The organism is Anaerococcus sp. mt242 (assembly GCF_016798225.1).
Taxonomy (GTDB): domain Bacteria; phylum Bacillota; class Clostridia; order Tissierellales; family Peptoniphilaceae; genus Anaerococcus.
Genome location: NZ_JAEUYX010000005.1, coordinates 36,975 through 62,264 on the forward strand (window position 1 = coordinate 36,975; position 25,290 = coordinate 62,264).

Annotated in this window: 23 protein-coding genes and 1 pseudogene; 3 read left to right on the top strand and 21 right to left on the bottom strand. The window is 31.2% G+C overall.

The annotated features are described in order from the left end of the window. Nucleotides 1–25: 25 nt before the first annotated feature. The 21 genes and pseudogenes from JNO63_RS03730 to dnaA form a co-directional block, all read right to left on the bottom strand. The gene (locus JNO63_RS03730) at nucleotides 26–3,070 is read right to left on the bottom strand and encodes a lectin like domain-containing protein (protein ID WP_203127154.1); all 3,045 of its coding nucleotides are present in this window, start codon (nucleotides 3,068–3,070) and stop codon (nucleotides 26–28) included. Nucleotides 3,071–3,235: 165 nt separating this feature from the next. Next, complete coding sequence (locus JNO63_RS03735; RefSeq protein WP_203127155.1) at nucleotides 3,236–3,448, bottom strand: hypothetical protein; 213 nt, start codon at nucleotides 3,446–3,448, stop codon at nucleotides 3,236–3,238. A gap of 67 nt (nucleotides 3,449–3,515) precedes the next feature. Then, complete coding sequence (locus JNO63_RS03740) at nucleotides 3,516–4,415, bottom strand: helix-turn-helix domain-containing protein (protein ID WP_203127156.1); 900 nt, start codon at nucleotides 4,413–4,415, stop codon at nucleotides 3,516–3,518. Nucleotides 4,416–4,662: 247 nt separating this feature from the next. Continuing rightward, nucleotides 4,663–5,334 (bottom strand): ABC transporter ATP-binding protein, encoded by a 672-nt coding sequence (locus JNO63_RS03745; protein ID WP_203127157.1) that lies wholly within the window; start codon nucleotides 5,332–5,334, stop codon nucleotides 4,663–4,665. After that, on the bottom strand, nucleotides 5,321–6,844 hold the full coding sequence (locus JNO63_RS03750) for a hypothetical protein (protein WP_203127158.1): 1,524 nt from the start codon (nucleotides 6,842–6,844) through the stop codon (nucleotides 5,321–5,323). Before JNO63_RS03750 ends, JNO63_RS03745 begins: the two co-directional genes overlap by 14 nt. 69 nt (nucleotides 6,845–6,913) lie before the next feature. Further along, nucleotides 6,914–7,579, bottom strand: a complete 666-nt coding sequence (locus JNO63_RS03755; RefSeq protein ID WP_203127159.1) for a hypothetical protein — start codon at nucleotides 7,577–7,579, stop codon at nucleotides 6,914–6,916. A gap of 136 nt (nucleotides 7,580–7,715) precedes the next feature. Further along, nucleotides 7,716–7,976 (bottom strand): hypothetical protein, encoded by a 261-nt coding sequence (locus JNO63_RS03760; protein ID WP_203127160.1) that lies wholly within the window; start codon nucleotides 7,974–7,976, stop codon nucleotides 7,716–7,718. A 179-nt stretch (nucleotides 7,977–8,155) separates the two neighbouring features. Beyond that, nucleotides 8,156–9,322, bottom strand: a complete 1,167-nt coding sequence (locus tag JNO63_RS03765) for a hypothetical protein (RefSeq protein ID WP_203127161.1) — start codon at nucleotides 9,320–9,322, stop codon at nucleotides 8,156–8,158. Between the two features lie 134 nt (nucleotides 9,323–9,456). After that, nucleotides 9,457–9,993, bottom strand: a complete 537-nt coding sequence (locus JNO63_RS03770) for a hypothetical protein (protein ID WP_203127162.1) — start codon at nucleotides 9,991–9,993, stop codon at nucleotides 9,457–9,459. 52 nt (nucleotides 9,994–10,045) lie between these two features. Beyond that, the gene (locus tag JNO63_RS03775; RefSeq protein WP_203127163.1) at nucleotides 10,046–10,756 is read right to left on the bottom strand and encodes a C39 family peptidase; all 711 of its coding nucleotides are present in this window, start codon (nucleotides 10,754–10,756) and stop codon (nucleotides 10,046–10,048) included. A gap of 500 nt (nucleotides 10,757–11,256) precedes the next feature. After that, nucleotides 11,257–12,732: a hypothetical protein gene (locus JNO63_RS03780; protein WP_203127164.1), complete on the bottom strand. Its 1,476-nt coding sequence runs from the start codon at nucleotides 12,730–12,732 to the stop codon at nucleotides 11,257–11,259. A gap of 9 nt (nucleotides 12,733–12,741) precedes the next feature. Continuing rightward, nucleotides 12,742–12,954, bottom strand: a pseudogene (locus tag JNO63_RS03785) (ribonucleotide-diphosphate reductase subunit beta); the annotation flags it as partial. Between the two features lie 996 nt (nucleotides 12,955–13,950). Then, complete coding sequence (locus tag JNO63_RS03790; RefSeq protein ID WP_203127165.1) at nucleotides 13,951–14,739, bottom strand: SigB/SigF/SigG family RNA polymerase sigma factor; 789 nt, start codon at nucleotides 14,737–14,739, stop codon at nucleotides 13,951–13,953. Nucleotides 14,740–14,741: 2 nt separating this feature from the next. Further along, nucleotides 14,742–15,077, bottom strand: a complete 336-nt coding sequence (locus tag JNO63_RS03795; protein ID WP_203127166.1) for an anti-sigma regulatory factor — start codon at nucleotides 15,075–15,077, stop codon at nucleotides 14,742–14,744. A gap of 3 nt (nucleotides 15,078–15,080) precedes the next feature. Beyond that, nucleotides 15,081–15,383, bottom strand: a complete 303-nt coding sequence (locus JNO63_RS03800; protein ID WP_203127167.1) for an STAS domain-containing protein — start codon at nucleotides 15,381–15,383, stop codon at nucleotides 15,081–15,083. Then, on the bottom strand, nucleotides 15,376–17,838 hold the full coding sequence (gyrA, locus tag JNO63_RS03805) for a DNA gyrase subunit A (protein ID WP_203127168.1): 2,463 nt from the start codon (nucleotides 17,836–17,838) through the stop codon (nucleotides 15,376–15,378). Before gyrA ends, JNO63_RS03800 begins: the two co-directional genes overlap by 8 nt. A gap of 8 nt (nucleotides 17,839–17,846) precedes the next feature. After that, nucleotides 17,847–19,748: a DNA topoisomerase (ATP-hydrolyzing) subunit B gene (gyrB, locus tag JNO63_RS03810; protein WP_203127169.1), complete on the bottom strand. Its 1,902-nt coding sequence runs from the start codon at nucleotides 19,746–19,748 to the stop codon at nucleotides 17,847–17,849. Nucleotides 19,749–19,764: 16 nt separating this feature from the next. Further along, nucleotides 19,765–20,844: a DNA replication/repair protein RecF gene (gene recF, locus JNO63_RS03815; protein ID WP_203127170.1), complete on the bottom strand. Its 1,080-nt coding sequence runs from the start codon at nucleotides 20,842–20,844 to the stop codon at nucleotides 19,765–19,767. Beyond that, entirely contained in the window at nucleotides 20,844–21,050 is a 207-nt protein-coding gene (locus tag JNO63_RS03820; RefSeq protein WP_203127171.1) for an RNA-binding S4 domain-containing protein, read from the bottom strand. The genes recF and JNO63_RS03820 overlap by 1 nt, the downstream gene beginning before the upstream one ends. A 17-nt stretch (nucleotides 21,051–21,067) precedes the next feature. Beyond that, nucleotides 21,068–22,180, bottom strand: coding sequence for a DNA polymerase III subunit beta (dnaN, locus tag JNO63_RS03825; RefSeq protein ID WP_203127172.1), 1,113 nt, complete (start codon nucleotides 22,178–22,180; stop codon nucleotides 21,068–21,070). A gap of 224 nt (nucleotides 22,181–22,404) precedes the next feature. Continuing rightward, a complete protein-coding gene (gene dnaA / locus JNO63_RS03830; protein ID WP_203127173.1) occupies nucleotides 22,405–23,805 on the bottom strand; it encodes a chromosomal replication initiator protein DnaA in 1,401 nt (466 codons plus the stop codon). A 692-nt stretch (nucleotides 23,806–24,497) separates the two neighbouring features. On the opposite strand from dnaA, the gene rpmH reads away from it, so the two are divergent. Genes rpmH through yidD form a run of 3 tightly spaced genes read left to right on the top strand, consistent with a single transcriptional unit; the run spans nucleotide 24,498 to nucleotide 25,246 of the window. Then, entirely contained in the window at nucleotides 24,498–24,632 is a 135-nt protein-coding gene (rpmH, locus tag JNO63_RS03835; RefSeq protein WP_019191371.1) for a 50S ribosomal protein L34, read from the top strand. 58 nt (nucleotides 24,633–24,690) lie between these two features. Continuing rightward, nucleotides 24,691–25,041, top strand: a complete 351-nt coding sequence (rnpA, locus tag JNO63_RS03840; RefSeq protein WP_203127174.1) for a ribonuclease P protein component — start codon at nucleotides 24,691–24,693, stop codon at nucleotides 25,039–25,041. Beyond that, on the top strand, nucleotides 25,031–25,246 hold the full coding sequence (gene yidD / locus JNO63_RS03845) for a membrane protein insertion efficiency factor YidD (protein ID WP_203127175.1): 216 nt from the start codon (nucleotides 25,031–25,033) through the stop codon (nucleotides 25,244–25,246). The genes rnpA and yidD overlap by 11 nt, the downstream gene beginning before the upstream one ends. Nucleotides 25,247–25,290: the final 44 nt, after the last annotated feature.

Here is a 25,290-nt window from a genome sequence, read left to right on the forward strand (position 1 = left end):
TGCTAGGAGACACAGCCCACTCGTATTATTTACTTACTTTAAAGGTGTATTCCTCGTTTATGGACTTGTAGGAATCTCTACTTACACTTACTTTTAGTTTATAATCGCCTTCATTTAGCACTGATCCAGTAAAAGTTAATTTTCCTGTATAGGTTGTGGTAGCTGAACTCCTGCTTAAAACTTTTCCATTACTATCTTCTAGGCTAAAGTTAACCTTGGCATATCTTAGGTTTAAATTTTTCTCATCCTTGATATGGGCCGTAAAAGTTGGCCTAGTGCGTGCCTTGTAATTATCTTTTAAATCTATAATTTCAAGACTAAGTGGCCTATTATTTGGATCTATAAAGTCAAGATCAAATTTAGCATCAACTTTGCCAGATGATTCATCCATGGCTTTTACTTCTACTGTATAAAGACCTGGCTTCATTGTAGAATCTGGTTGTATATACATGCTGGCATTACCCTTATAATCGGTGATTTTTTCTATATCATAGACAAAATCATTTGGCCCAGTCACCCTTATATCAAGTTTTTGATTGCTCATTAAGCGGTAATCGGCATCTTTTAAGGTAAATCTTATACTTGCCCTATCGCCATAGTAGTAAACTTGCCTATCAGGTGTATAGGATAGCTTTAGGCTATTGTCTTTTTCCTTAACTACAAAGCTAGTTTCTTCGCTGCTTTTGTAATTACCATTGCTAGCGCTAACTTTTACCTTATACTCCCCTGCTGGTGCCTTGGCATCTGGTGAATAATTGTAGGTGGTAATACCGTTATATTTGGTCGTTCCAGAGTTTTTATGAACTATCCCATCGGGAGTAGTAATTTCTACATCGACCCTACTATTGCCAATAGGTTCTTTATCTAGGCTTGTTATGATTTTTATAGGAATTCTCTCACCTATTTCGTATTCTTCCTTTTTAAGGATAAGTCTTAGGGCAAAATCACCCTTATCATCTTTAACATCTTCATCTGTAATTTCTACATCATAGGAACTAGTAAAATCTTCAAAGCTATCGCCCGTAACCCTTACATTTAGCTTATAGATTCCAGGGTCTTTTATATGATCTGTTGCTAGGTCTACCTTAAAATTACCATTTTGGTCTGTGTAGGCTTCTTTGCTAGATCCACCTGCAAGATCTACCTTTACCAAGGCATTTTTGAGATTTCTTTGGTATTTATCTCGTACATTCACTGTTAGTGGCAGATTTTGAGTAAGTTTTATATTTTCTTTGGGTAAACTTACATTTACATTGAAAATATTGCCTGGAATATTGTCTGCCTTGGTTACTTTTACATTGACACTTGCACTGACTCCCGACCCATCTGTTGCTGAAACGGTAATGGTAGCTGTTCCTTCTCTTAATGCTCTTACTTCACCATCTGGACTTACACTTGCTACATAGCTATTAGATGAAGCGTAAGTTAAGTTTTTATTTGTAGCATCTTTTGGTAAGACATTGGCCTTGATATATTCTTTGCCTCCGATAGTAAGATTTATATAATCTTGACTAAGTTCTATATCTTGGACTTTTTTATCATTATTTATCGGTTTTTCATCTATATAAGATGATCCGCTTGCTTTTGTAAAGGCCTTTACACAAACATTTGTGTTATACATTTGATTAGTAATATCTGACCAGTTATAACCATCATAGGAAATATAAGACTGCCCGCTTGATGCAGTTGCCCTTGAAGAATAACCCCAAATTGGTTTTTCTACTGGGATTGGATAAGGATAGCCTGGAGTTGTAAATTTAATTATCGGCGCAAAATATGCTCCTCTTGGGATTTGCTGAGGCCTAAATTTTATGGTTTGATAGCCTGCAAAGTCTAAAGTTCCACTAGCAACTTTTACTCTATTATTAAAACCACTATTACCCCCAATATTTGTATTTACATATACTTCATAGGATACATTGTTAGTTGGAACAAAAACTCCAACTTCTGAAATTTCAAGATTTTGATTGGCTGGGCCAAAAACATTTGAAAACCAACCAATATTTCCTCGTCCAATATTTGAAGTCATTCCCAGATAATCGTGGTACCAAATAGATTTATTGGCTTCTTTATTTTTTAGAACAAAGATACAGTTATTTTTTCCTATATGGGCATCATAATAGGATACATAATAATATCCGCCTTGGCTTCCCCAGTAAGATCCCCAGGAGTTTTTAACTATCCAAGCTCCATTGCCTGGCGCTCCCCATTTAAAATTTGATGCGCTATAATTATCATCCCAACCTACTATAGTAACAGCATGATTAGCCCAGCCATCTCCAGGATTGTAATGACCCATGGTGTACATATTTGTATAATATTCGCTACCATTGACACTAGTATAGGCAGCACCATAATCCATTATTGCTTCTTTTAGAACTCTTTGGTCATTTATGTTTCTTACATCTGGTATGTACATTGCCTTTTCAAGTTCTTTTGCTGGTCTTAGGCCGTTTGGTGAATAAAAATCGTAGGGATGATATGGCTCATCTCTTTCAGTTATAGGACCAGACCATCTGGATAAATAAGCTGCTGATATTTGACAAGTCCCCCCATCTTTTGGACCCCAATCATAGCCGTGGGTATTTCTTAAATTTTTCTCAGAAAAATCTGTATTCTCGCGTGGTAATAAAACTGATTCGGCTGATCCATAAGAGGCAAAGGCCCAGCAAGAGCCATTTGGTCCTTGGTCTCTCATAGGAGTTACTCTTCCTTCATTACGTAAGTCGTAATAAGCTGGAATAAACGAAGCCTTTTGCCTATTTGGTAGCTGATTATTTAAAGATTCGTAATCAGTATAGATTTTTAAAGGGTCTACATTTAAACCAAATTTTTCTGCTTCTTCTTTAGTTTCTTGCCTGTTAAATTCTGGATTAATTGGTGCTTGGTCAATTTCTAAATCATCTACAAGCTGGTCCTCATCTAGGGCGAAACCGCTAGGAGAGATTTCAAGATTGCTCTGCTCACTACCAGCATCATTTTTAATAGCGAAGGCAGTAGGGCCTAAATTTACAGTCACTAGGCTAATGGCTAGGGCAAAGGATAAGATGTATTTTTTAAAATTTTTCATAGATTCCTCATCATTAGGTATATAAAAGCCTATTTATTAGAAATAATGATATAAAAATAATTTTGAAGTAAGGAGACAAATTCCTAGTAAAATAGTCTGGTATTTTCCCAAAAAGAGATAAAGACCAAAGTCTTTATCTATATAATGGCTAATTTTGTTATAAAGTTAATAAATAGAAATAGGTTCGATTTGAGAACCTGAGTTGCAAGCTGTGATTAATTCATGTGTTGGATCCTTGCTATAAATTGAAATAGGCTCAATTTGTGGTTTGCTTGCAAAAACATCTAAATTAGCTTGGTTTGGAAATCTTACCTTTGAAAAAACAGCAATACCAAAAACTAATATGGTACAAATTTTTCTTATATTTTTTCTTTTCATATTTAACTTCCTTTCAACTACATTATATAAAAGATCCATATAAAAGTAACCCCACAGTTTTGTGGGGTTACTTTTCTGCTAGGATACTACTTACACTTTGATTAATAATTATTTTCAATTCTGGTTTTTTTAGTAAATCACATAGGATGAGGGATTTTTCTATGTCTTCTTTGTAGGATTTTTTATTAAACTTAAACTTGCTGATACCTAGTAAATAGTAAATTAAAATTATTCTCTTATAGTTATTTGTCTTAGAGCTTAGATCTATCGCCTTTTGGCAAGTTTCTATGGCTTCATTGTAAGATTTTTGCATATAATTATACTTTGCAAGATTATATAGGATATCTATGTAGTTATTATCATTGATATCGACATTTTCTAATAGGTAGGTTAAAATCGCCCTAGAATTTTCCTTAGCATTGCTGTAATAATAATATTCTGATAATTTTATTAAGATACGTTTTTCTATATCACAATATGTATTATTAATGTCTTCATTAAGAGACTTGCCATTAATTTCTAGGGCCTTTAATAGACAATCTCTAAATTTTAAGTAATCTTTATTGATATCTTTTTCGTAGATGCCTTGGTAGTATAGGATATATTGCATAAGTTTTGTTTGATAGGATGCTGAGGTAAAGTCTTTTAAGCTTTCAAGCCTTTCGATATTAGTATGTAAATTGCTTAAGGATAAGTTTTCTAAATCATTGTCTATAGCCTTTATTTGTTCATTGATTAGATGCCAAGAAGACCCACAATCATCCATTAGGATGATTTCAAAATCTATACCTAAAACTTCTAGAATTTGCAAAAAATTATCCATCCTTGGGTTATTATGGTTATTTTCTATTCTACGCAAGCTCTCCTCAGATATGCCAACCATATCAGCCAAACTTTTTTGGGAAAGCTTTCTATTTTTCCTAATCCTTTTAATTTCACTGCCTATAAAACTATAATCATAAGACATCCGCCCCTCCTTTTTAAGCTATATCTTATAGTATAGTACTTTAATCATCATTATCTTACCGATATCAAACGTTTTTACAAATAATCCATCAAAGTATTTAATCCGTCATATAAATTTGTTACATTTTTATAATTAATCATTTACAAATTTAGGATGAAAAAACCACATCATAGTTTTCCTCTTAAAAGTCTAATAATACAATTTCAAGGCTAACTATTCTGATGTGGGCTTATCTTATATTATTTTATTAAAATATTTCAAAATATGTTTTTTTAAGATTTTCATCTAGTAACCTTAATTTATTATTTAATATGATATACATCCTATCTGTAAGCTTTTCCAAATACTCATGCTGGTGGGAGCTCATCAATATAGTTTTGTTTTGCTCTTTAAGTTTTTTTATTATATTAATAACATCTATATTTGACTTAAAGTCAAGAGCATTAAAAGGCTCATCTAGAAATATTAGGTCTTGACCTTCCATTATTGCTTGGCATATTCCAAGCTTTTGCTTCATACCCTGAGAATAGTTTTTAACTTTGGTCTTATCATTAGGGTTTAATCCCACGCTTAACATAGATTCTTTAATCTGATCATCTGTGATTAAGTTTTTTATATCTGCTAGCATTTTAAGATTTGTAAAGCCATCATAAAACTCTATATATCCTGGTTGGTTTACAAAGTAACCTATGTTTTCTGGAAAATCTAAGTTTTTACCTACTCTTTTTCCATTAACAAGTATCTGGCCACTATCATAATCTTCTATACCCGCTAGCATCTTAAATAGTACACTCTTTCCTGTACCATTACTTCCTACTATACCTATACATTCTCCTTTATTTATAGTAAATGATACATCTTCATAAAGGACTTTAGTTCCAAACTTCTTAGTTATATTATTTACTTTAATTGTTTCCATACTTATAACCCCTATTACGTTTTAAAATTGCTAATGCTAAATATAATAATACTGCTAATAACTCAATATAAATCACCCAGTTAATTCCACCTTCTTCCAACAAATTCACTATCCCGTAGTTAAATTTAAACAGGTCATAGGAAGCTAGGAAAAAGAAAATGAACTTACTTAGTAGGATTATAACCATCGAAAATATTTCCCCTATAAGGGATGATAGGATATAAAATACTCCAAAACAAAAGAGAAGATTTATAGCAAATCCTAAATTATATTTACTCAATATACCTATATCAAAAACCATTCCATACATTTCTCTAAGAAAACTAGTGTTTAGCTTAGATGATTGTCCTACAAAAAAGCATGCATAATTTATCAAAATTACTATTGCTATATAAAATACAATATAGGAAAAATGGATTTTTCTTATATTGTATTTAAAATTTTCCTTATTTTTAAACCTTATAAGCAAGGGCTCGTTAAAGTAATTCCTAAATCTGCTCTTAGATATACCAAGTATAAATATAGGACTAGTATTTATTATAGTCAAAGACAACCAAGATATAAAAGAATTCTCACTAGTAGAACTTCCAAACATGGTAAGTAGGGCCAGGTCTCTTATACTAAAGTCTATATTTCCTATATTTTTTATATAATTTAGCAAATATATAGCTAAAAGTACTATAAAACTTATAGATATATCTTTTCTATTTATTATCAGTTCTTTAAAAGATTTATTAGTCTTTGCTAGTGGCCTTAGCCTAACTACAGTAGAAAAAATAAGCAATATCCCCGTAACTATCACTAGTATAAATTTAAATAAACCATTTACCATTAGTCCATGGTGGAGCAGGATATAGTTATTAAAAAATAAAATAGGAATTTTGGTTTTTAAGCCAGTTTTAAAACCTATATATGTAAGTATATATATGATAATAGCTGCTATAATTGTATTTTTGTAGCCCCTAGACTGGTTAACCTTAGTTAGTAGGGCATACAATACTGTAAAACCAAATATATAATATATGCTAGCTATAATTACAGAAAAAATTATATTATCAAAGATATTTATATAACTATTATATAATTCGGCTATTTCACTGTATCCTTCTACTACTATAGGACTTAAACTAGCTTTAGTATTGAAGTTTAAAGCTCCTATTACTAAAAGTATAAGTATGTGGGCTAAAAGATATAAACTTATAAAGACTAGAAAATATCTTATCTTACTTAAATTGTAGGAAAAGATATTTTTATATCTGACTTGCTCAGCATAGTTTATGTCCTTGATATCTCTTGAAATTATTACAAGTATAGAAATTATCATGCAATACAAAACATAATAATGGTCTGATAGATTTAAAAGTATAAAATCCCACATACTGATATGGTATTGCTGGTAAGTAGAAATATTAGATCCTGCTATAAAGCATAGTACTATAAAATCTAAAAGTAATATAAGGTAATTTTCTTTGATTTTTGCAAGTATTATATCTTTATTCATTTTTTTCATACCTTAACCTTAACAGGCGGTAAGTTAGGTATATAACTAATGAGTATACCAATATCCCAATAATTATATTTATAGGTTCATAAAACTTTCATCTAGCCTATGTAATATCAAGGCTGTCGTAAAACTAAATTGAGGTATTCTAAGAACACCTGTTATAAAGTTTTCTAGCACACTGTATATGAAGGGACCTAGTAAAACTAGGAACAAATTCCCAGAATAAAGGGAAATCACCTGGCCAAATAAGCAAATAAGTGTAGCTACAAAAGCTTTGTATAAGGACCATATGATCCCAAATATAAGGGGACTATTCATCTGCAAATTCCCTAAAAGAAAGCCATCATAGGATGGTTTGCTAAATTCTTGGCTTATACTTGCTATATTGACAGAAAAAACTATAGCTAATAGATTAGCTACAAATACCATTACAAAACAGCTTATTAAAGATGATAGTATGTAGTAAGTTATGTATTTTTTCTTTGAAATCCTCACTCCAGCATAGTCTATAAAACCATTTTTAACTATATGGTAGGAATAAAAAGAAAAAGGAATGGTTACTAAGAGTGGCAAAAAGAAATCCACCGGAGAAGATCCATATACATATGGGTCTATAGGATAATAGATTATAGAATTGCCATTATAAATATAAATAAGTACAAATAAAGCCAGCACATATATAGCTGTAGTTATTAAACTTGTTATTAATTTTTCTTTAATAAATTTTTTTAGTATATTCATAGTTTTATTAACTAAAATAGCTTAGCATTACACTAAGCTATTTTATTTTTCCTTAATTTATAAATTTAGTTACTTCTCCAAGACCCTGAAACTTGAACAGCTACCGGTGTATCAAAATCATTTAAAAATTGTAGTCTTATTTTATCCCTTTTTTATGATTTACATTTCCATCTACATCACGATTTGATCCACTTTTTACATTCCTTGACCACACTCCTGCAGTTCCATTACTTTCTTGTATTCTAACATCTACTAAATATCCACCACCTACAGAATAAAAAGATAAATTTCCATTAGCTCCTGAAGTAGCTTCTGTTTGATAGACAGTATATTCGTTTCTATTAAATCTGCCTACAGTAGTGTTGTATCCTGAATAAGATGTACCTGCAAATACCATCGTTGTTCCTGGTAAAACTGGAAGTGCAGTAACAAATACAACTTTAGAAATATAATTCTAAGTCTGATTTTAAGTCACGCTTTATGGAGTCACTTTATTTTGTAGGGTTTATGAGTTTTTATTTAATTGTTTATAAACTTAAATTTATTTATAATATAAATTTAAAATAAAGTTATAAACTATTTGTTTTTATATCCAATGTATGTAGAATCTGTAGTACTTATAACTAATTTATCAGCTATAATAGATAAATCTCTACCAACAGTCGATATATTGTTGAGTTGATAATTCTCATTGTTATCTTCTAAATCTATGATGTAATGAGTACCCAAACCATCTTTAATAAGTAAATAATCTTTATTATCTTTATTTAAAATAGTCAAATCAATAAGTCTTTCTATAGGATTGTCCTTAAGAGAATAAAGAAGATTAAAATTATCATCATATATTTCTAAAAGTTCCTCATCTTCATTAAATGGTTTATGATGGCAAATAATATAAGAACCTAACTTTTCTATATAGTCATAATTGCTATCTCCAATATCTACTATTTTACTAGGATTTGATAAATATATTAACTTATTTGCATGGGGCTTATCCTCTCTAAAATATTGATTATTATATGTCGATAACTGATAAACTATTTGATCATCTTGTTTTGATATAAGAGTAATTATATCACCTTTATATTTATTATCTTTTTTTGTAAAATCATATTCCTTTAAATTAGAAAAACTATAATCATCTAAATTAATCATCCCAAGGACAGATTTTCCATCCATTGTATCTGATGAATAATAAAGTTTATTGTTATCATATACAAACAGAGGTTCTAAATAATTAATATTATCTAAAAGGATATTTTCTTGAATATTTCCATTAGTATCCAGGCTATGTAGCTCCAAATTTGAGGTATTTGAATCATCTATTGGTGTTGTAAGTGTATTAAGCTTTTTTTTATAAACATACCAAGCTGTTGACGGACTATCAGGAAACTTTTTTTCATCATATTTATTAATATCAACAAGATTACCATCTTGGTCTTCTATAACTCCATCTACAATCTCATCATTTTTTTCAAACTTAATATTGAATTTTTCAAAAAAACTTATAATATCTTCAGTGGACTTATCGTCAAACTGTAATACTTCAAGTTTTGGATTTTGTGCATCCTTTTTATTTGGAATAATAGTTACTTTCTGAGCTTTCTTATTTTTTTTATCATCTATTTTTTGACTTGTATCTTCTTGATTGTTCTTATTTTCAATAGATTTCTCATTAGTTTCATTAGAGCAAGAAGATAGTAAAAATACTATCATTATAATACTTAGTATCTTGGATAACATATTGGTCTCCTTATTAAAATTGGCTATTACACAAACAAAGAGTTATCAATGTTGCTTTGTGAATGTGCCACATTAAAATTCTATTTGTTTTGCAATAGCCAATTTATACTTTTAAATCTTTAAAATACTAAAAGCTAATTATCTATCCTTATTTTTTTAAATTTTAAATCCTCACTGTCGATCATATCTAAGGTTTCTTTTTCAGTGTAGTCTTCATCTACTAGTCCTAAATGATCAAAATATAAACGGACTTCTTGAAGACTGATTATAGTATCTTCATAAACTTTAACCCAGGTTTCTTTATTAATACTTCCAAAAACTGGATCAGTTAAATTTTTAACCTCTTTCCACCTATCCATGTGTTCGAGTCCATACTTATACCATCTTATAGCTAGTCTATAAGTTGAATTATAAAGTTTTATAAGCTCTTTTATATTAGTATCTTCTAAAATTTCTTTTTTTTCTTCTTGATTTAATTTCCCAGATAAAGATTCGCCATAAGGATTTTTTTGTAATCCCTTAGTCGAAGAAATAGTTTTTACGGGCATGATATAAAGACCATCTTCATATCCAATATCATCACTTACTTCTTCTGCTTTATCAGCAAAAGTACTAATGTTTGGACTTACTAATATAACGAGTAATGTAAAAATAAATAATTTTTTTTTCATAGATTCTCCTTTTATATAGAAAAAATCCAATTCATTAACTATACTTTAAAAATTAATGGATCATGACACCTTTATTAGCCAACATTACATTAAATATATGTGGATAAGTCTCTTGATATTGTCCATTACGATGCCAAGGATCTTTTATGTCTCCTACAAATTTTTTCATAGAACTATCATATCTCATACTTGAAACTACTATATAGTGTCCACTTACAGAATAAATCCAACTTCCTTTTCCTATTCCTACATCTGACCTCATATTTACAACGATAGGTGCTCTATTTTTAATAGAATAATAGGCACTATCTAGAAAATCTTGGAAATTATTATTAGACATGTACACGTCATATTTATAAGACCAAATATGTTCATTGAGGACTTTTTCAATCATATCATAAGCAGTACCTTGTTTTGTAGTGCCTAGTTTACTTGCATAGTAGTTTTGATCTTTATCAGGATTATGCTTATAATAGTCTACAACCATTTGTACAGAAGCTGGTCCACAATAATAACCATTAATTTGTCTTCTATACGGCACTGACAATGACCTATTAAAATCCCAAGGTACAAAATAAGGAACAATTTTATTATCATTTGAGTTTTCTATCAATTCATTTGAATCTGCTTTTTTATTAGCATTGTGATAAACATATCCTGGACTAGAGAAATTATTTCCATCTTTCAAAAATTCTTCATTTGCATAGGACTTTGGTAAGAGTAAAGTAAATATAGTAATAGTTGACAATATTATTTTTTTCATATTTAATCTCCAATTTTAATAAAATTCATCATTGTTCAAATCCTACTAAAGTTGCAACTTCACCATCATAATAGCACACTAAAGTGCACCTGTCAAGATTATTATAATATCTTTATACATTTATATCAGTTTAAACTTTTTGAATTAATTTAATAATATTTTTCTACAAGTTAAATATATGTGAAGATAATAAACTTTAAAATATCCCTATTTTTTTTATAGTTATAAATCTATAGGGAATAAAATTATATAGCTTTTCAGTTTAAAAACTCTGCTTATATGATTATTAATTTTAATATTCTTAGGAATGATTTTTGATTTTATAATAATTAAACTTTTTAAGAAATAAATTTAACAGTTGTCATATAAATATATGAAATTTAATAAAAATAGCCTCACAGTTTGAACTGACCTCCTTAATTTAGTTTTTAGGTCTAAATTTTGGATGTCAGTTCATTAATTATCTCATCTGATTTTTTTACTTAATAGTTATGTATAAGTCATTTTTTTAGCATTATTTTAATTTGTTCCCAGGTTCTTTTTGATACATGATCTTTAATATAATCTTGAATTTTGCCCTTAGTGCCCATTGGGTTTATAGGATGGGTCATAAGCTCTGGATCAAGCTTATTTATTATATCGGTAAACATTTTTTGATAATCAATGTTTTCCGCACGCCTTGCTTTCATAAGCCTTATAAAAAATTCCCTATTATTAAATGGAGAAAATTCATCGATTGCTATATCTTGATTGGCTATAAAGTTAGTTCCCCAGTTTGGGAGTCTGTGTTCCCAATAGAATAGATCCATCATATAAACTTGTGCTTCTTCTATCATATCTTTATTTTCCCATATCCATTGGTCAAATTCTTTATCAAATATCTTATATTTTTTAGGAATCCCAATAAGTTTGGAAATTTCTGCTCCATCTTTGGCAGTGTTCTTCTTATAATTATCCTTAATAACTGCTGAATAGTTACCGGTAATTTGCATAATATTATTCCCAAAATCATTATTTGATAAAAAATGCTGAATAGTTAGAGTTTTTGGGAGGATTCTTGAGTGATCGATGTTTTCCTTATAAAAATTTATAAATTCCGGGCTAAGATCTGCTAAGTCATCTATTATAACCAGGTCTTTATTAGAATCATTGAGTATATCTCTTGCAATTACAATATCTGGGTGATTTAAGGGTAGAACATTCATAGTAGATAGGAAAAATTTACTTTCAAAGCTAGCAGCAGAACTAGCTGCATAAACTACTCTTGAGTCAAACCCTGCTGTAAGTGACTGAATATAGTCATAATCACGATTTTTTAATGATTTAAAGCTATTTACAAGTAATTCTGTCACCCTATCAATTGTCTCTTTATAAGAATTGTAATCAAGATCTGTCCAAAATCTTTCTACGCTTTTTCTGTTTAAATCATAATAATGATTTGGCTTTAGCTTATATACTTGCTCTAAACAAGTCTTGTCAGAATACCATTCGTATTCGTTAATACTATAATATTTTGATGAGATATATTCTGAATAATCCTCAGATAAATCCTGCTGGTGTCGCTTGTAATAATTTATAATATTAGGATTAGTTCCTAGCATCAATTCATCATCTGAGTAATAAATCGACCTTGCAGTAGCTGGATCACTAAATACTATCTTTTCAGTATCTGATATATAGAAAAATATCCATCTACCTGTAAGTGATCCAGTATTGTTAATAAAATCATCAGCAGATAACGAATATGTAATTAAATGGTTCACTATGTCCTCATCTAAAAACTCAGGATTATCAGGATCTATTGTATAGCCTAACATAATAGCCCTCTTATCACCAGAGGTTTTATCAACTACCTGTAGATTGGGATGAGCATAGATTTTATAATCATCAAAGATAGGTATTTCTTGCCAGGATTCGATTCTTTTTTTTCTGTTTGTAAGTACAAATTGCCTTCTAAAAAGTAAGTTATTATCCATATTTAAACCTCACATATCATCTTCAATTATAGAAGACTTAGAATATACTGATACCTTTGCTTCAAAGAAGTCTGTTTTTACTTAATTTGGATCGGCGTATTCTTCTACCCACTTCATGGAGACTGGTACTTCGCTATATCCTTCGTATAGGTTGCCAAAGCCTAGTCCTTTGGCTCTAAGATTACCTAGGTATTTGATATAGTCTTCTATCTTCTTGCTATCTTCAATTGTCATATCCTTTTGATATATTAAAGGAATAACTAATAATAGCTCTAATTTCTTTTTTTATTATTATATTTCTACTATACAAGTCTATTTTAAAAAAACTATTATTTATTTCTTTTAACTAAAGCAAACACAGGAATTTTTGAGCTGAGCCTTTAAATACAGAATAACTTAATAATATTTTAAACAGAATATAATCTGTAATCAATTGGGGATATTCCGTTTAATTTTGCATTTATCCTTTCTTCGCTTTACCATTTGATATACAACTCTATTTCATTTATTAATCGCTTATAGTTCTTAAACCTCTCCCTATAATAACTATAATAAATTTCTTGGTTAGGTATCACAAAGAAATTCTCTATTGGTGAATTATCTAAACATTTTCTTTTTCTTGGAATACTTTGAGTTATTTTTAGTTTTCTTAGTCTAATAAACTATGAACTATATTTGTAATAAAATTCTTGGTCTGAGTGTGTTACTAGCAGATTATTTGTACATATTCTTTTAATATCCTTCTTCAGCATTATATTCGTTAATTCAATTGTCGGATAATACCTTAGTTCATAGCTAATTTTCTCACTTAGAAAGATTATATACTTTTAACTATTTACTCGCTCCTATTTTTGGATGTTTTTCTAGAAGTAAGTATTGTCTTCATTCTTTTCTTACTTATGCTTCTTCCAGTAACAAGGCTTGAAACTTTTTTTTCAAATAGTATCTGCATTTTCAGGTATATATTTTCTTAGACCTTTCTCTTTTATTCTCTAATCCAAATAAACCACTTTCTCAATACGCTTTCTCCCTTCTATACACAATTATTCTTTTACAAGATTGAAATACTCAATGGTTTTTCTAAGCTAAGTATTATTGAATTACCTATAATATATTACAGACATATAGGTTGAATTATTTTGTGTATTTTTCCATAAAAAATCCCTCAATCCATATTTGGATTGAGGGGTTCAGCTCAACTTAATCTAACGTATTTTCTTACATATCTGCCATTTTTTCTAGTTCTAGGGTGAACTTTTGGAGGATTTTTTTCTCTATTCTACTTACTGTCATTTGGGAAATATCTAGGGTATTTGCTATGTCTATCTGGGTGCGGCCTTCATAGTAGCGAAGTTCTAGGATTTCTTTTTCTAGGTCATTGAGCCTTGCTGTTGACTTATCTATAAGGTCTTGTAGCTCTACTGAATCGAAATTCTTATCTTCTTCTCCTATCATTTCTGCAAGGTCTATAGAGTTTTCTCCCTTTTGAACTTGATATTTCATATCCAAGGACTGGGGAGAATAAACTTTGCTTGCTTCCATGGTTTCTAGGATGGTTTCCTCATCTTCTCCTAAATAGTCTGCTATATCTTTGACTGTTGGGGTTCTTTGAAGTTCTTGAGGTAGGGTTTTTTTGGCGTTATTTATTTTTTTATAAAGGTTTTGGATACGTCTTGGGACTCTTATAACCCAACCCTTATCTCTAAAGTAACGTTTTAGCTCTCCCATAATTGTTGGAGTTGCAAAGGAAGAAAATTCATAACCCTTTGATGGGTCAAATCTATCTACCGCATAGATAAGGCCAAGGCTTGCTACTTGATAGAGATCTTCTTTTTCTATACCCTTTCCTACGTATTTGTTTGAAAGGATATCTACTATATACATATGCTCTTCGATTAGTTCATCGCGCAGTTTTTTATCACGAGTTTTAGCATACTCTTCAAATTTCCTTTTGATTTCTTCTTTGTATTCTTGATCATTTTTATCTGGCTGATTTTTATCTGTCATTATTACTTAGCCCTTTGTATGATTTTAATTTCTCCATCGTTTATATAAACTTCATATGCTAGTTCTTTTAAAATCAAATCACGCATTTTTAGTGCACGTTCATCTAGAGATTTATCATTGCCTAGGACACGGATTTCAAGATTTTTTTCTGCTGGAATAAATTCGATTGTCACATCCGTATCTGATAGTTTGTAGTTTATTGCTTCACTTACAACTACTCTTAGGTCTTCCACTTCTTCAATATTAAAACCTAGGTCACTTGCAAGAGATGCTGTAAATAGTCTGATTGATTTTATATAAAGTTTTTTTGGGGGAATTGTTATGCTGATTTTCTCCATTTTCTACTCCATATCAAATAGATCTGTTAAATCAGTAATCTTAAATAGTTTTTGGATATTATCTTTGGCATTGATGATTTTGATTTCTTTGCCATTGTCATTTACCATTTTGTAGATATTCATAAACATACCAAGACCTGTTGAGTCTAGGTAGTCTAATTCATTTAAATCGATTGTTACATCTTTGTTTGGATCGATTTTTTCATCTATAAATGATTTGAATTCATCTTCTGAATATACATCTAGGTCGCCGATTAATTTTATGGTTTGAATCTCGTCTGTTGTTTCTAATTTTTTATCAAACATTTTCTTCCTCTACTTCTACTCCAAGACTAGCATCATATTTAGCAACTGATACGATTTTATCTGATTCATCTTTTAGATTTTTTAATGTAACTCCCATGGTATTTCTACCTGTGGTTGAAATATCTTTTGCAGTTATTCTAATCATATCACCATTTAGAGATACCATCAATACATCATCATCAAGGTCTACTGGCAGAGTATCTACTACACAACCTGTTTTTTCTGTAACCTTATGGCATCTAATTCCTTTACCACCCCTGTTTTGGTTGTTGAAGTTGTTAAAGGATGTTTTCTTACCAAATCCATTTTCTGTTACAACAAGTAGGTAGGTTTCATCTCCCTTGATATTCATTGCTACTACTTCATCCTCATTACTTAATTTTATAGCACGAACACCACGAGCTTGACGGCCCATGCTTCTTACATCTTCGGTATTAAACTGAATGGTCATACCATTTTTGGTTGAAATAATTAATTCTTCTTCCTTGGCAATGTGGCGGGCAGATATTAACTTATCTCCCTCTTCTAGGCCAATGGCTATGATTCCATTTCTTTGGATAGATGTAAAGTTATTAGCATCTGTCTTTTTAATTTTACCATATTTTGTTTGAAGTACTATTTGATCCTCATCTTCTAGGTCAGAAAGTGGCATAATTTCTGTGATTTTTTCACCTGAGTTTAGGGATAAAATGTTTATTATGGCTTGTCCACGGCTAGTGCGGCTTCCTTCTGGGATTTCGTATCCTTTTAGGCTATAAACCCTACCAAATGAAGTGAAAAATAGTAAATCTTCGTGGGTATTTGTAGTCATTATGCGTTTGATAAAATCATCTTCTTTGGTATTTGCAGCTGAAATTCCTTTTCCGCCACGATTTTGTACCTTATAAGTATCTACTGGTAGACGCTTAATGTAGCCATCATTTGTAAGAGTGATTAGGATATCTTCTTCTTCGATTAATTCTTCAAGGTCTATTTCTCCCTCATCAGCTACAAGCTTAGTACGACGCTTATCACCGTATTTATCCTTAATTTCATTTAGTTCTTCTTCGATTAGTTCGATAAGTTTTTCTTCTGAGTCCAAAATACCCATCAAATAAGAAATAGTTTTTTCAAGTTCTTTGTTTTCGGCATTTAGCTTTTCAATTTCCAAACCTGATAGACGTTTTAATCTCATATCTAGGATTGCTTGAGATTGTAAGTCTGTTAGTCCAAATCTTTCTAGGAATATCCCCTTAATTTGATTATCATCATATGAAGAACGGATAATTTTAATTATTTCATCGATATTATCAATGGCAATTATCAAACCTTCTACAATATGCTTACGTGCTTTGGCACGATCTAGGTCAAATTGGGTTCTTCTTGTAACAACTTCTTTTTGGTGGTCTATATAATATTTGATTAATTCCTTAAGAGTTAAAATTTTTGGAATACCATCTACTAGGGCCAGGTTTATAATACCAAAAGTTGTTTCAAGTTGGGTGTATTTGTAAAGATTATTTAAAACAATATTTGCATTTGAATCGCGTTTGATTTCAATTACGATTCGCATACCCTTACGGTCTGATTCATCACGGATATCAGAAATACCATCGATTCTTTTTTCCTTTACCAAATCAGCAATTTTTTCAATTAATCTTGCCTTATTTACTTGGTAAGGAATTTCTGAGACTATAATTCTCTCACGATTTTTCTTAAATGGTTCTATTTCTGCAATACCGCGTAGTTTTACTTTTCCACGACCTGTTTCATAGGCATCTTTGATACCTTTTTTTCCTAAAATTTTCGCACCAGTTGGAAAATCTGGTCCTTTTATGATTTGATTTAGTTCTCCAATAGAGATTTCTGGATTTTTCATGTAGGCAATGGAAGCATCTATGGCTTCACTTAAATTGTGGGGAGCCATATTTGTTGCCATACCTACAGCAATACCGCTAGATCCATTTACCAAAAGATTTGGAAATCTAGATGGCAAGATGGTTGGTTCTAGTTCTTCTTCATCGAAGTTTGGCATAAAATCTACGGTGTTTTTGTTAATATCACGTAGCATTTCCTTGGCAATTTTAGACATACGTACTTCTGTATAACGCATTGCCGCTGGGTCATCACCATCTATTGAACCAAAGTTACCTTGTCCTTGGGCAAGAGGATATCTAGTTGAAAAATCTTGAGCAAGTCTTACTAGGGCATCATAAAGGGCTGTGTCACCGTGAGGGTGATATTTACCCATTACTTCCCCAACAACTCTGGCAGATTTTCTAGTTGGTTTGTTAGGATCAAGTCCCAGACCTTCCATACCATATAGAATTCTTCTATGAACTGGTTTTAGTCCATCGCGTACATCTGGAAGAGCACGAGATACTATAACTGACATAGAATAATCTAGGTAGGCATCCTTCATCTTATCTTCTAGATTAACATTTATAATATTATTATCATTTTTAATTTCTGTCATTTTGCCTCCTATACGTCAATATTTGTTACGTATTTGGCGTTTTCTTCGATAAATTCGCGACGTGGCTCAACTTTTTCTCCCATTAGTAGGGCAAAGGTATCATCAGTTGTTGTTGATTCGACATCTTCCACAACGCGCAATAAAATCCTATTATCTGGATTCATTGTTGTATCCCAAAGTTGTTCGGCATTCATCTCACCAAGACCCTTATATCTTTGGATTTTGTAAGATTCTCCGCCTATTTCTTTTAAGACCTTATCACGTTCTGCATCTGTATATACATAGCGTTCGCTACGGCCTTGGGAAATTTTATAAAGTGGTGGTTGGGCAACATATACGTGACCATCATCGATTAAATCCTTCATGTATCTATAAAGGAAAGTTAAAAGTAGGGTACGGATGTGGGCACCATCGACATCGGCATCTGTCATGATAATGATTTTGCCGTATCTTAGTTTTGAAATATCAAAATCTTTGCCTATCCCTGTACCAAAGGCTGTAATCATGGCCTTTATTTCCTCTGAATTTAGGATTCTATCAAGTTTTGCCTTTTCTACGTTTAAGATTTTTCCACGCAATGGCAGGATGGCTTGTGTTTTATTGTCACGTCCACCTTTTGCTGAACCACCAGCAGAGTTACCTTCGACGATAAAGATTTCATTTTCGCCAATATCTGTTGATTGGCAATCAGCAAGTTTACCTGGAAGGGTTGCGCTATCTAAAATTGATCTTTTACGGGTTAAATCTCTTGCTTTTCTTGCAGCTTCACGCGCTCTTCTTGAAGATAGGGCCTTATCTAGGATAGTTGCTGCAATTTTTGGATTTTCTTCTAAAAATGATTCTAATTTGTTAGAGAAAAATGTGTCAACAGCCCCTCTTACTTCTGAGTTACCAAGTTTGGCTTTTGTTTGCCCTTCAAATTGTGGTTCAGAAATTTTTACAGAAACTATAGCTGTCATTCCCTCGCGTACATCCTCACCTTGGAGATTGTCTTCATTTTCCTTAATGATTTTATATTTACGAGCATAATCATTTACTCCACGAGTTAGGGCTGACCTAAATCCTGATAAATGTGTACCACCTTCTGGTGTGTAAATATTATTTGCAAAAGTTAGGATATTTTCACTATATGAATCTGTATATTGGAAGGCAATTTCAATTTCAGTGTCCTCTTGGCTACCTACAAAATGTGGAATAGTTTCCATTATGGCATCTTTGCTGCGGTTTAGGTATTCTACAAATTCGCTAACTCCGCCGTCGTATTTAAATGTTTGAGTGGATTCATCACGTTCATCTTCAAAAATAATTTGTACACCAGAGTTTAAAAATGCCATTTCACGGAATCTACGTTCCAATGTTTTTTTATCAAATTCTGTTGTTTCAAATATCTCTGCATCTGGTTTAAAGGTGATAGTTGTACCAGTTTCTGATGTTTCTCCTAAAACTTCAAGATCACTTGTAGCTACGCCACGTTCAAAGCTCATTCTGTAGTGGTGGCCATCTCTTTTTACATCAGCGATTAGGTATTCTGATAGGGCATTTACTACTGAAACCCCTACACCGTGAAGACCTCCTGAAAATTGGTAGGCAGATGAGTCAAATTTACCACCAGCGTGAAGCACAGTTAAAACTGTTTCTAGAGTTGATTTTTTTGTTTGTGGGTGTTCCTTTACTGGGATACCTGATCCATCGTCTTCTACACTTATAATATTATCTTCTGATACAGTTACTTTTATGTAATCACAACGACCTGCTAGGGCTTCATCTATGGAGTTGTCTACAACTTCGTAAACCAAATGGTGAAGTCCTTTTTCGCTTGTCGAACCGATATACATACCAGGTCTTAGACGGACAGGTTCAAGCCCCTCTAAAACCTTAATATTACCGGCATCATAATTAGTTTCTGTCATATTTTTCCTTTCTCATTCAAACATTTAAAATCTTGCCTGCAGCAATTTTTTTGATGTTTGACTTATCTACCATATCCAAAGACTTGGTGTTGGTAGCTGTAATAATTGTCTGATAGCCCGCTAGATTTTCCAAAAGAAAATGAGATCTTTTTTCATCTAGTTCTGAGAAAACATCATCAAACAAAATGACAGATTTTTCACCTGTCACTTCCATAATTAGTTTTACTTGGGCAAGTTTTATATTTAAAATTGCTGACCTTTGCTGGCCTTGGGAGCCAAAATTTTTGATGAGTCTATCATTGATACTAATATCAATCTCATCCTTATGGACTCCCCTTTGGGTAGTCATATATCTTAGGTCATCACTTCTTGCACTTATGAATTTTTGATAATAATCTTCCAAAGAATCAGCATTTATATCTGGATTATAGCTAAGCCTTAAATCTTCCTTAGCCGCTGAAAGTTTGCTGTGATAGTTATTTGCAAATTGGTCGATTATTTTTATAAATTTGGCCCTACGTTTATAAATCCTAAAGCCATATTTAACAATCCCCTTATCAAAGGCATCTAACTGCTGGTTAAAATAAGGAGATTTTTGGTTTTTCAAAAGTTTATTTCTTTGATAAATTAATTTTTCGTACTCTTTTTTGCTAGTTTTGTAGGCAAAATCAATAGAGATTATGATTTCATCTATCAAATCACGTCTAAGATTCGGTCCTTCTTTTATAATTAGCAAATCTTCTGGAGTAAATAAAACCAAAGAAAAAAGTGCCTTTAAATCTTTGTTCCTTTCATATTTTACTCCATTTACACAAATTTTCTTTTCCCCATCCTCAATATCGATAGAAACCTTTTTAAAATACCTACCTTTTCTGATTAAGCCATTTAAATTCATATGCTCTTTGCTAAAGCTTATGATGTCTTTATCTCTAATTTTTTTAAAGGATGTGGCGTTTGCTAGATAGTATAAGGATTCTAAGAGATTAGTTTTGCCCTGGGCATTGTCTCCTAAAAAAATATTTATACCATCATTAAAATTTACCTTATCATTTTGGTAATTTCTAAAATTTTTAAGTTCTATTTCACTTATCCACATTATATAATTGTTATGCTGATATCATCAAAGATAACCCTATCGCCTTTGTATAATTTTTTGCCAGGGATAAAGCAAGGCTTATCATTAAGAAGAACTCCTTCTTCTTTTATGATTAGCTTTGCAAGGCCTCCTGAAGGGATTATTTGACTTGCTTTTAGCAAATCTTTTAGGGTTATCATTTCTGCTTCAAATTCTAAATTTTCCATAAAATTTCTTTCTTTTTTTAGTTTGCTAGTCTAACTGGTAATACAAGGTAGGTGAATTCTTCATCTTCATATTTGCTATCTACAGGATAGATGAGACAAGGATTGAGTGAAGATTTGAAAGTTAATTTTATCTTATCAGATTCATTGGCCTTTACACCCTCTTGCATGTAGCGAGCATTAAAAGCTATGTCTAGGTCTTCACCATTTTGTTCAGTTTCTACAACTTCTTTTACATCTCCTACTTCTGAATTTGATTTGATAATCATGTGATTTTCAGCAATTTCTATCCTAATTAGATTTGCCTTACCAGGATCAGAAAGTACTTGGGCGCGGTCTAGGGCACGAGCAAGACTATCTCTACTTAAAATAACAGATGTATCCGAAATATCATTTATAATATTTCTGTAATCTATAAAGTTTTTATCTATTACTCTGCAATACATAGTAGTGGATTCGCTTTTAAATACTATGTCATTTTCATTTTTATAAATATATGTTGTATTGTCATCTGAAATTATCCTTGACCACTCCATAAGAGATCTTTTTGGTATGATAAACTCGCTATCTTCAAAGGCTGATGGATAGTCAATCTTATTTTTCTTAAGGGCAACCCTATAACCATCTAAGGCTACCATATTTAGATAATTTTCTTTTAATTCAAAAAGGATTCCTGTTAGGGCAAGCTTTGTTTCATCAAGGCTTGTTGCAAATTCTGTTTGTAGGATAGATCTTTTTAATTTGTCATTGGCAATTTCTAGAGGCTCAGAGTCTGGCAATGACAAATCTTGTTTTTCAAAATATTCAAAGGCTATTAGATTAAAGTTTGAGTTTTGGCTTTTGATATTTATCTTGCCATCTTTGATTTCAATTTTTACAGTATCATTTGGAAGTTTTCTAATAATTCCTGAAAATAGATTTGCCTTTACTGCCATCTCACCCTCTTCTTTTACTAGGGCTGGGATAGAAGTTAAAATTGTTATCTCCCCATCAAAAGCAGTCAGTAAGAGTCTATCTTCTTTTGCCTCAAAGTATATTAATTCATGAATTTGAATATTGGTATTTTTGCTTACTGCCTTGCTTGCTATATTAATAGCATTCATTAGCTCATTTTGTTTTACTTCAATTTTCATAAAGTGCTCCTCATATAACTATATATATTTAGTAGTATTAGTAGTAGGGGGTGTACATATGTGGATAAGTAAACTTATTGTTTAAAATAGGCCAATTATTTTCCAAAATCGCCTAAGGATAAGTCTTGGATAACTTTAGGCTTTATCCACATATCCTTTTTAGAAGTGTTAAAAAATAAAAATTTTGACTTATCCACAATAATATCCACCAAGTTATACACATTTTACTCTGTAATTGCTTTTTTTAGAGTTTCTATCTCATCCTTAAAATCAGGATCTAGGGTCATTTCATCTTTTACTTTATCTATCCCATGCATAACTGTGGTATGATCACGTTCAAAGGCATTGGATATTGTAACTAAGCTATCATCTAGGATGTCACGGGCCAGATACATTGAAATATGTCTTGGACGGACCAAGTCTTTTTTTCTGGATTTTCCCTTTATATCAGAAACTTTTACATTGTATCTCTCGCCTACAAATCTTTGTATATCCTCTATACTAACGTGTTTTTTCTTATGGAGACTTCTGGTATTTACACCTTTTTTGGCATCATCCATATTTATGGTATTTCTATTATCACCCTTTGCATAGGCAATTGCTGTTGATAAGGCTCCTTCTAAGTCTCTGATATTTGTATCAATATTTTCTGCTATATAAGTTAAGATTTCATTATCTATATAGGCTCCTAATTCATCGGATTTTTTTTGGAGAATTGCTACACGGGTTTCAAAATCTGGTTTGCCAATATCTACGGTAATCCCCCAAGAAAATCTGGATAATAATCTATCTTCCAGGTCTTTTATTTCAAGTGGTGGACGATCAGATGATAGGACGATTTGCTTATCAGCATAATAAAGGTCATTAAAGGTGTGGAATAATTCTGTTTGTGTACCTTCCTTATTAGATAAGAATTGGATATCATCTATTAGTAATATGTCAGCTGATCTATATTTATTTCTAAATTCTTGATTTAGGTTTTGGTTTTTATTTTTGCTTGATGGTTGGATACTGGCAATTAGCTCATTTGTAAAGCGTTCACTAGAAATATACATAACATATAAGTCATCACGCTCTTCTAAAATCTTATGAGCAATGGCTTGCATCAAGTGAGTTTTCCCAAGTCCTGATTCCCCATATATAAATAGAGGGTTATAAATTTTAGTTGGATTGTCATTTATAATATTTTGAGTAACTGCACTTGCAATAGCATGGGCATATTGGTTTGACTTACCTTGGACAAAATTTTCAAAGGTATAGTTGCGATCAAGAATTGGTTTTGGAAACTTATTTACTTCCTTTAAACGCATTTGGCCATTGGCCTCATAATTCTTGCCCATTTCCATTACCCTATTGTAGCTATCACTATCTTTTGCAATAACTACAACCCTAAGATTAGAGTCATTTTCTTTATTTATCTTATCTAGGGCATCTTGGAGGGATGGTGTCCAAATCTTTTCGTAAACAAACATCATTTCTGACTTTGGAATCTCCAAATAAAGCGTGTTTTCATAAAGATTTAAGGGTTTTAGTATATCTATCCATGTATCATATTGCGATTGATCGGCAATATTCATTTTCATTTCATTTTTTAATTCATCTGTAATGTATTCTAAACTAATCATTACCGTGCCTTTCATAAGAAAATCTATCCACATAGTTAAAAGCCTATATTTCATGTCTTAGATAGGATTTTAATACTTATCCACCGCTGTGGATTAAATTGTGGATAAGTCTATGTTTATAACAATTTTCCTTACAATTTGGGGATTTTTCCTAAAAATATGCTCAAAAAATTTAATTATTTGAAACTTTTCCACAAATAAATTTATGGTGAAAAGAAATTTTTAGCTTTTCCCCTGGGTTTTACACCTCAAATTATACTACAAATTAGAGGGTTTGACAACTTATCCACATTCTCTTGATAAGTTTTGGGAAAACTTATAAGATGTTAAAAAAGAATTCTATAAATTTTGTGCATATGTGGATAAGTCTGTGTATTTATAAAATTTACTTATATTTTTTTATGGATTATCCCTATATTTTGGGATAAGTATTTTTTAACAATCACTTTTACTAATATTTATCCAAGGATAACTAATGTTTAAAAGCTGTGCATAAAAATTATTATTAAAAACTTATCCACATTGTAAGTTTATTAGTTAATCAGGTGTGTTTTTGCATATTTATTAATTTTTATATACAAGACTTATTCATTCGTCTATTTTTCTATATAAAAAGACTAATTATTCTTGACAGAATGGCTCTTTATCCATATAATAGTATGAGTCTAAAATTATAAGTAGGAGGTGGAAGTATGAAAAGAACCTATCAACCAAATAGAAGAAAAAGAGCTAAAGATCACGGTTTTAGAAAAAGAATGTCTTCTCCAGGTGGAAGAAGAGTACTAAAAGCTCGCCGCAAAAAAAATAGAAAAAGATTATCTGCTTAATATAGTAGCTAGTAATCCTAGCTTTTTAAGCATACGTTATTAGAAATTTAGGACGTAGATGGAAAAGCGACTTAGTTTAAGAAAAGATACTGACTTTCAAAGAGTTTACAGAAAAAGTGATGCTTTTTATAACAGAGACTTTACTATATTAATAAAAAAAAATGGCTTAGACCATCCCAGATTTGGCTTTTCTATTAGCAAAAAAATTGGCAAGGCCAACCAACGCAATGCCTTAAAAAGAAGATTGCGTGATATAGTTAGGATCAATTACAAAAACCTCAATGGGGTTGATATTGTAATTATCCCTAAAAAACATCTTACATCTTATGACTATATAGCCTTAAAAAAGACTTTTGGTCATGTTATGAGCATTGCTTTTAAAAAGAATAAGATTTTTTATGTTAAATAAAATATTTATAAAAATTATAAATTTTTACAAGACTTACATTTCTCCACAATTAGGCTTTGGAAAATGCAAATATTATCCTTCTTGCTCAACATATGCAGTTGAGTGTTTTACAAAATATGGATTTTTTAAAGCATTTTTTATGTCTTTGTGGAGAATTTTAAGATGTAATCCTTTTTCCAAGGGTGGCTATGACCCTGTAAAATAACCCAATTAGTCCTACACAAGAATTTATTAGAAAAATGGAGAATA

What these genes read in the sequence shown, in the direction of transcription:
- gyrB (WP_203127169.1), bottom strand. Translation starts at nt 19,748, where the DNA reads ATGACAGAAACTAATTATGATGCCGGTAATATTAAGGTTTTAGAGGGG.
- gyrA (WP_203127168.1), bottom strand. Translation starts at nt 17,838, where the DNA reads ATGACAGAAATTAAAAATGATAATAATATTATAAATGTTAATCTAGAA.
- yidD (WP_203127175.1), top strand. Translation starts at nt 25,031, where the DNA reads ATGTTAAATAAAATATTTATAAAAATTATAAATTTTTACAAGACTTAC.
- JNO63_RS03730 (WP_203127154.1), bottom strand. Translation starts at nt 3,070, where the DNA reads ATGAAAAATTTTAAAAAATACATCTTATCCTTTGCCCTAGCCATTAGC.
- dnaN (WP_203127172.1), bottom strand. Translation starts at nt 22,180, where the DNA reads ATGAAAATTGAAGTAAAACAAAATGAGCTAATGAATGCTATTAATATA.
- JNO63_RS03740 (WP_203127156.1), bottom strand. Translation starts at nt 4,415, where the DNA reads ATGTCTTATGATTATAGTTTTATAGGCAGTGAAATTAAAAGGATTAGG.
- JNO63_RS03770 (WP_203127162.1), bottom strand. Translation starts at nt 9,993, where the DNA reads ATGAAAAAAAAATTATTTATTTTTACATTACTCGTTATATTAGTAAGT.
- JNO63_RS03775 (WP_203127163.1), bottom strand. Translation starts at nt 10,756, where the DNA reads ATGAAAAAAATAATATTGTCAACTATTACTATATTTACTTTACTCTTA.
- JNO63_RS03765 (WP_203127161.1), bottom strand. Translation starts at nt 9,322, where the DNA reads ATGTTATCCAAGATACTAAGTATTATAATGATAGTATTTTTACTATCT.
- JNO63_RS03820 (WP_203127171.1), bottom strand. Translation starts at nt 21,050, where the DNA reads ATGGAAAATTTAGAATTTGAAGCAGAAATGATAACCCTAAAAGATTTG.
- JNO63_RS03735 (WP_203127155.1), bottom strand. Translation starts at nt 3,448, where the DNA reads ATGAAAAGAAAAAATATAAGAAAAATTTGTACCATATTAGTTTTTGGT.
- JNO63_RS03755 (WP_203127159.1), bottom strand. Translation starts at nt 7,579, where the DNA reads ATGAATATACTAAAAAAATTTATTAAAGAAAAATTAATAACAAGTTTA.
- JNO63_RS03795 (WP_203127166.1), bottom strand. Translation starts at nt 15,077, where the DNA reads ATGGAGAAAATCAGCATAACAATTCCCCCAAAAAAACTTTATATAAAA.
- rnpA (WP_203127174.1), top strand. Translation starts at nt 24,691, where the DNA reads ATGGAAAAGCGACTTAGTTTAAGAAAAGATACTGACTTTCAAAGAGTT.
- JNO63_RS03790 (WP_203127165.1), bottom strand. Translation starts at nt 14,739, where the DNA reads ATGACAGATAAAAATCAGCCAGATAAAAATGATCAAGAATACAAAGAA.
- JNO63_RS03800 (WP_203127167.1), bottom strand. Translation starts at nt 15,383, where the DNA reads ATGTTTGATAAAAAATTAGAAACAACAGACGAGATTCAAACCATAAAA.
- JNO63_RS03760 (WP_203127160.1), bottom strand. Translation starts at nt 7,976, where the DNA reads ATGGTATTTGCAGGTACATCTTATTCAGGATACAACACTACTGTAGGC.
- JNO63_RS03745 (WP_203127157.1), bottom strand. Translation starts at nt 5,334, where the DNA reads ATGGAAACAATTAAAGTAAATAATATAACTAAGAAGTTTGGAACTAAA.
- dnaA (WP_203127173.1), bottom strand. Translation starts at nt 23,805, where the DNA reads ATGATTAGTTTAGAATACATTACAGATGAATTAAAAAATGAAATGAAA.
- JNO63_RS03750 (WP_203127158.1), bottom strand. Translation starts at nt 6,844, where the DNA reads ATGAAAAAAATGAATAAAGATATAATACTTGCAAAAATCAAAGAAAAT.
- JNO63_RS03780 (WP_203127164.1), bottom strand. Translation starts at nt 12,732, where the DNA reads ATGGATAATAACTTACTTTTTAGAAGGCAATTTGTACTTACAAACAGA.
- rpmH (WP_019191371.1), top strand. Translation starts at nt 24,498, where the DNA reads ATGAAAAGAACCTATCAACCAAATAGAAGAAAAAGAGCTAAAGATCAC.
- recF (WP_203127170.1), bottom strand. Translation starts at nt 20,844, where the DNA reads ATGTGGATAAGTGAAATAGAACTTAAAAATTTTAGAAATTACCAAAAT.